Annotated in this window: 10 protein-coding genes and 1 pseudogene; 7 read left to right on the forward strand and 4 right to left on the reverse strand. The window is 32.2% G+C overall.

All coding sequences use genetic code 11. The features are described 5' to 3' along the window. Window positions 1-166: 166 nt before the first annotated feature. The 4 genes from OK414_RS09045 (at window position 167) to OK414_RS09060 (ending at window position 2,189) form a co-directional block, all read left to right on the forward strand. Window positions 167-337 (forward strand): hypothetical protein, encoded by a 171-nt coding sequence (locus OK414_RS09045; protein ID WP_016763740.1) that lies wholly within the window; start codon window positions 167-169, stop codon window positions 335-337. A gap of 339 nt (window positions 338-676) precedes the next feature. Next, window positions 677-982, forward strand: a complete 306-nt coding sequence (locus tag OK414_RS09050) for a hypothetical protein (RefSeq protein WP_047933677.1) — start codon at window positions 677-679, stop codon at window positions 980-982. A gap of 20 nt (window positions 983-1,002) precedes the next feature. After that, a complete protein-coding gene (locus OK414_RS09055; protein ID WP_171777397.1) occupies window positions 1,003-1,560 on the forward strand; it encodes a hypothetical protein in 558 nt (185 codons plus the stop codon). A gap of 20 nt (window positions 1,561-1,580) precedes the next feature. Beyond that, window positions 1,581-2,189, forward strand: coding sequence for a hypothetical protein (locus OK414_RS09060; protein WP_263046186.1), 609 nt, complete (start codon window positions 1,581-1,583; stop codon window positions 2,187-2,189). Window positions 2,190-2,498: 309 nt separating this feature from the next. On the opposite strand, the gene OK414_RS09065 is transcribed toward OK414_RS09060, so the two are convergent. Both OK414_RS09065 and OK414_RS09070 read right to left on the reverse strand, forming a co-directional pair. After that, window positions 2,499-2,744: a hypothetical protein gene (locus OK414_RS09065; protein ID WP_047933674.1), complete on the reverse strand. Its 246-nt coding sequence runs from the start codon at window positions 2,742-2,744 to the stop codon at window positions 2,499-2,501. A gap of 85 nt (window positions 2,745-2,829) precedes the next feature. Continuing rightward, window positions 2,830-3,054: a hypothetical protein gene (locus OK414_RS09070; RefSeq protein ID WP_047933673.1), complete on the reverse strand. Its 225-nt coding sequence runs from the start codon at window positions 3,052-3,054 to the stop codon at window positions 2,830-2,832. 378 nt (window positions 3,055-3,432) lie between these two features. Between OK414_RS09070 and OK414_RS09075 the strand changes: the two genes are divergently transcribed. Both OK414_RS09075 and OK414_RS09080 read left to right on the forward strand, forming a co-directional pair. Next, on the forward strand, window positions 3,433-3,708 hold the full coding sequence (locus tag OK414_RS09075; protein ID WP_016763742.1) for a hypothetical protein: 276 nt from the start codon (window positions 3,433-3,435) through the stop codon (window positions 3,706-3,708). 237 nt (window positions 3,709-3,945) lie between these two features. After that, window positions 3,946-4,290: a general stress protein gene (locus tag OK414_RS09080; RefSeq protein ID WP_013082697.1), complete on the forward strand. Its 345-nt coding sequence runs from the start codon at window positions 3,946-3,948 to the stop codon at window positions 4,288-4,290. Window positions 4,291-4,471: 181 nt separating this feature from the next. Here OK414_RS09080 and OK414_RS09085 read toward each other — a convergent pair whose 3' ends face one another. Then, window positions 4,472-4,798, reverse strand: a complete 327-nt coding sequence (locus OK414_RS09085) for a general stress protein (RefSeq protein WP_047933669.1) — start codon at window positions 4,796-4,798, stop codon at window positions 4,472-4,474. A 372-nt stretch (window positions 4,799-5,170) separates the two neighbouring features. Here OK414_RS09085 and OK414_RS09090 point away from each other — a divergent pair. After that, a pseudogene (locus tag OK414_RS09090) lies at window positions 5,171-5,407 on the forward strand (serine hydrolase); the annotation flags it as partial. Between the two features lie 158 nt (window positions 5,408-5,565). Here OK414_RS09090 and OK414_RS09095 read toward each other — a convergent pair. Next, a complete protein-coding gene (locus tag OK414_RS09095; RefSeq protein WP_263046187.1) occupies window positions 5,566-5,793 on the reverse strand; it encodes a hypothetical protein in 228 nt (75 codons plus the stop codon). Window positions 5,794-6,000: the final 207 nt, after the last annotated feature.

Below are 6,000 nucleotides of genomic sequence, written 5' to 3' on the forward strand. Positions count from 1 at the left end.
AATAAAATAAAAGAAATGACTTTCATTACTGGAGGTCATTTCTTTTATTCCTAAAAGTCCTGGAGATTATATCAAATTTCAACAGGTATTCTCACTAAATTCTAGAAATATTACTTATCGAAATAACTTAAAAATATTTCCAAATTTGATAAAAGAAGGTGATTAAATGGAACGAAAGAAATTTATTGAATACATTGATAAGTTACTGGAACAATCTGATGCGTGGAGAAAGGATGCGGAGAAAAGAGAAGACTGGAACAGTGCATGTTTTTACCAAGGTGAGGTCAAAGCTTATGAGAAAGTAAAGAGATTGGTTAATCAGCAGTTACATGTATAAATAAAAATTACAACCCTAACTTAGAAATGAGTAGGGTTGTAATTTTTATTTTTCTAGTTTCCATAAGTTTGATTATAGGAAGTAGACTTTTTAATCTATTACTTTGCTAAGAACGTTCATAAAACTACGTGAATTTTAAAGAACGTTCTTAAAATGTTTTTAAATTTGAACGAACGTCGAGAATAATAAATTTTTCATACAAACCCACAGTTCGTAAAAGTATACTTTTGCGAACTTTTTATTATGGCTATCCTTATTAAATTTAATTAGAGGATACTTATCTATAAAGCGATATAATTACTTTAGTTGGATAAATTAATTAGAAAGCGAGGGAAGCACATGGGACTTGATATTGAGATGTACGGTAAAGAAGATCGGTATCTTGATTTTAAAGAAATTGAGGAGTCATTACATGATGCTCTATTTCACACAAATAATAACTGGAGAAGTTATTTGTATTTAAGAAAAATTAGAGATTACTATTTGACTAATGTAGAATTTGATCGAGACGAAATTGATAAATTTATAAAGGATTTAGAGAACATAAAAATATTTATCCCAGGAGATTATGATCCGGCATTGAGCGAATTAATAAAAATATTAAGTAGTCATGAAATCCAAAAAATATCTATAGTAGGAGACTAAAAGAAAATTGGAGGTAATCTATGAAAAACTGGGAACTGAAAGATACCGATCAGTTGGAAAAAGAATCTGATTGGAACGCAGCAAGGGATAAGTTATATCATACTTGGAAAGAAAATTCCCAGGACTTAAAGGTTTTTCTCAAACTTAGCTTTTTGTGTTGGTATTTAGGTGTAGAATGGGGCGTAGAAAACACGAGTAAAGTACAAGAAAGTGATTATGATGACTATGAAGAATTGCTACAGGAACTTTATCATTATGGAATCATTCATTTTAAAGAAGATGCATTTTTTAATGCTGTTTTTGGTTTTATGATTGAGTTGTTTCCAGAATACTTTGGAGAAGATTACGATAAAACGAAAGAGTTCGGTGAATCACTGATTAATAAATCCTTCAATTTGAACAAAGAAGATCCATTTATAGAACTTATTTACCTTTCCGGACGAACTCCATCCAGAAATCCGACTTATAGTAACGCAGTAGAAAAGCATTTTACCACTGTTAAGAACAGCCTCAAAGGAACGGGTGTTTTTCAAGAATATTTTAGCTACATGCTGCTACCTAATGGCAATCAACTTTAGCATCCAATCGAGGAGAAATTATGAAGCCAAAAGACTTACTTAATTTTCATATTAAAACTGATCTCCTTCCTCTCTTAGAGCCTTTGGGCTTCAAATATGCCAAAAGCACACCTAAATTCTCTAGAAAGACAGGGCATTTCAGTTTAAGTTTATCTTTTTGTATTAGTCCGTATAGCTCCCAAGATGAATGCATTTTTTGGACTATGTGGGATGTATCGTCAAATGAATATGGGAAATGGTATGAGCAAACTTGGGGTACTCAGTTAGCTAAAGCTAATAATGTAGTTGTTGCCAGCGCAGATTGGAATATTCCTAATTGGTTAGAAGGTAATGAAGAACATTTTACACTTTACAATAAAAAGTCAGATAAAAAAGAGTTTAGTAAATTTGTTCAAAATGTAATAAATATAGGTATTCCTCATTATGAACAGATTATAGATTGGAATACAGCAGCTGAGATGGCTTTGAATGAGGAAGATGTATTTTATGAAAGAGTATGTGATTTTTATCTAATGGCTAATGAGAAAAAGAAAGCGAAAGATGTTCTTACATATGGTCTCGAACGAGCCACCGATGAAAATTATGAAGATTTAAAGCAAAGAATGGACAAGTATTTTAAAGAGAATTGAGATTAGAGAAAAGGAACGCTCATCATAGAGTGTTCCCTCTTCTTGTATCAATAACGCACATTACGTTAACCCGCATAGTATGGAAGGACTCATTGAAACTAAACCAACTTGTCTTTATTGTAGGAGTGTTGTTCACCCATCTATTATAAAGAATGATTTGATTTATTGTGATCTCTGCAATTGTTTATGGATGGGCTATTTAATTTTGTTTCTAAATATTATATGAGGCGCAGCGTATATTTCTGCCTATTATCTACAATAAACTATCTAAATGAAAAATCTCGACATTTTACCATGTCGAGATTTTTATTAGGCGACGATTTCTATATAGTCTTTTTTTACAGCATCCCATTGGAATCTTCCTTCTTCTACAACAAGATGAGCCTCAGGATCCCAAGGGAAATATTGTTTAGCCATATCTAAACGTAAATGTTCAATACTCGCCGGAGGAAGCTCCCTGTCTCGTTTATTTAGTCCGATAAAATAAATACCACCTTGCGCTAATACATCTGGATGTAAATAAACAAAAACCGGCTGTAGTTCTGTTTTTCCCATTCTTACCACTCCTTTCAAGTACTTTTTAATAACTTAGTGTAATAATCAATTAGAATATCTACTTTTTCATGCTATTGATTTAATATTAATTTCTCTTATATTTATTTTCAGTGGAGGATTCATTTTTAGTTTTCTTCCTATTTCTTTCATCTTGCTTTTCTATCTTTAACTCTTCAGTTGGTATTGGATCAACTGTCTCTTCAGTTTTAAATTGATCAAATAGAGTTTTATTCTCCGTAGGATATTGCTCAGCATGATCCCTTCTTTTGGTCTCTTGAGGATGGGGGGATTTCTTTCTTGACTCTGTCATTTTAATACCTCCCTGTTCCGACCATATAAATCCATATACATCTCCTCCTATAGGTGAAATAGTTTATTTACTTTTATCCTAACGAAGATGATCTCAAACCTATGCTTATGGAATTTTCGATTCGATTATAAAGATAAATAAAATGAGAGAAGAGACCTTAAACAAGAAAAAATACATGATTAATTGGTTTTTGCGAAAAAACATTTGAGTTTGAATTAGATATAATTACGAGATAATCTACAAGTTAAATTGAACGATCTGCTTTTAAAATTTAATAGATAGCCTTGAAGCTTGCAAATGATACCTAAAAATACAGGTTTATTAAGCTATCACATAAGGAAAATGGTTTCAAAATAAAACTAAGGAGGAGTAAGTAGAATGCGACAAAAAACACTTATTTCTGGTCTTGCTATTTCAACAGTAAGCGTAGGAATTACAACTTATTTATTGAAGGATAAATCAAACTTAGATAAGGTAAAAGGGTTTGTTCGAAGTGTAAAAAAAGTTATTTCATATGAATCATCGACCAAAAAATTGGCCTCATTTCCCATACACAAAGCAGGTCATCCAGACCCTCTGGACATTGAAGATAATAAAATGGTCTCAGAAGGATCTATGTTCCCTGTGCAATATTATAATGAAAAGAAACAATGAATCATCAGTTCATATTATTGACTATGTTAATACAATTGTAAAACACTTCAGTTGTATCTTGGACAGATATTGCTTTCATCATAATCATATGTATTATTTTAGAGCCAACAAACATATTCATGGGCTTCATACCTTAGTCTAAAATATCTAAAGCGTAGTTAAGATGTTCTAAGAAGGTAGCAAGTTATTCATATTATAAACTTCCATTAAATAGCCTATGATTAAGGAGGTTTTTTAATGAAGAAAATAAGAGTAGTAAAGGACGGCTATGAAGTAAAAGAGGCTATTGAACAATTTTTAAGTCTAGGATTCAGAAAAGATAATATCTACTTATTAGCCCATGAAAAAGATCGTACTGAAGAATTGACAAGTGCGTTGAATATAAACGATATTGGTGTATCCGAATTAAGGGATAACAATCCAATAGCAAATTCATTTCATTTTTACAAAGATGAACTACACTCTAAGCTTTACTCTTTGGGATTATCAGATGAGGAAGTTCAACACTATTTAAAAGAATTAAATTGGGGCCGTATACTAGTTTTTGCATTAAAAACAGATGATTTTACTACTAACGAATAATATCAGTAAAAAAGCTATACAAACTCTCTATAATTAACAGGTAAAGAGAGTTTGTATAGCTTTTTTAGAATTATATACTTTTCTAATAATAGAGCAAACCATATATAGACAGCAACATACCAATAAGGTTCATTCTTCTCGATCACTTAGTTTCTTTAACATTTATTCCATCCGCAAACTATTAAATACTTTTCTTTGCAATAATTACTATACGTTCTTGCTTCATTTCACCTATACATCGTTCAGTTTCTTCTTTTGTTAACCCTAACGAAGTCATTTTAGAACGGAGTTCATCTTCACGAGAAAATAACTTATCAACAGTAGACGTAAAAATCCCTTGTTCAGAAGTTCGATATTCTTTTGTATTTGTTATATCTGTTAAATATTCCGAACGCTCTTTATTATAGGCCAACAAGTAAACTTCACTTTTACTAAAACCAGTGGTAAAAAGATCTTCAATCAACTTATTTGCCTGACCACTATTTTCTGCTACTTTAATTTCTTTCACTATTTTCTCCTCCTCTCCCCCTATAAAATAGGTTGTTCAACTAATAGATATATCCTTCACCAGCTAATTAAAAACAATCTCATACAGATACAGGGTAAAGGTCGTATAAATTGAGTTAAATTATCTGCTTTCAAGGAACTAAGATGTGGATTGTTAAACTCCAAATGTATAGTAGATAAAATTAGTCTTTCCCCTATAGCCTAACTTTCCTAGGCTGAAAGATTAGATAAGATCTTAAAATAAGAAATAAGCTTAAATAATTCCCTTTTGAGTTGTATATCGTAAGCAGGATTAGGTTAGTTACCGTAATGGTTTTTATCGGAATAGAAAAGAAACTTAAAGGCTATATTGGTAGCCCTTAAGCTTCCTTTTTCCAATGGACAAGGGCGTTACGGTGGCTGGGATATGGGGATGACGGTGTGAACTTACCGCGGTGACTATGCGCACATCGGCCAATTTGGCTGGGTCGGACGAAGTGGCACCTCTATCTACGCCGACCCGAACAACCAGATTACCGGAATCCTACTCACTCAAGTTGGGATGTCTATTGCAGATTCTGCGTGGGCTATTCACCACTTTTGGACCATGCTCTACCAAGTAACCGGAGACTCACACCCAGCCCAAAAATTATTTATATTTCCGATAATATTACTTACATTGATTGTATTTTTATATCATAAACAAGCCTTTCTTAACATGTTGAAAATATTACCATTTTCAGATGAACCTTATATTTAGGGATTTCCCTATCCTTCAATGTATTAAGTTCACCCTTTAGATTTAATATCCTTATCATGTGTGCAGTTCGAATCAATACAGGGAAGTCCACCTCTAGATTCGATTTCCTCTATAATTTGACGATGAATTTTTCGACCTTCTTCATTTAAATAGGGAGTTATCTGTTGAAGTGAATGATGAAAGTAAGTAAGTTCATCATCTTTCCATTCTTTTTTTGAAATCATTGACAATCTAGTCATATCTCGACCTCTATACAATTTATAAACACCTCTCTACTTTTTTGTTTGAAAGCAATAAGTTTATTGAAACCAACTGTTTTTCTTCTTCAATCCGGTATTGTTTCCTTCTGAATCACTATTATCATTTAGACAGGCAATAAAGATATTTACTCTTTCTTTCATAAAATAAATAAAAACATCCTTTAGCCTCTCCCAGCTTGGAAAGAAGGGTATTTGGTCATACCG

Source organism: Priestia sp. JV24 (genome assembly GCF_025910025.1).
In the GTDB taxonomy this organism is placed as follows: domain Bacteria; phylum Bacillota; class Bacilli; order Bacillales; family Bacillaceae_H; genus Priestia; species Priestia megaterium.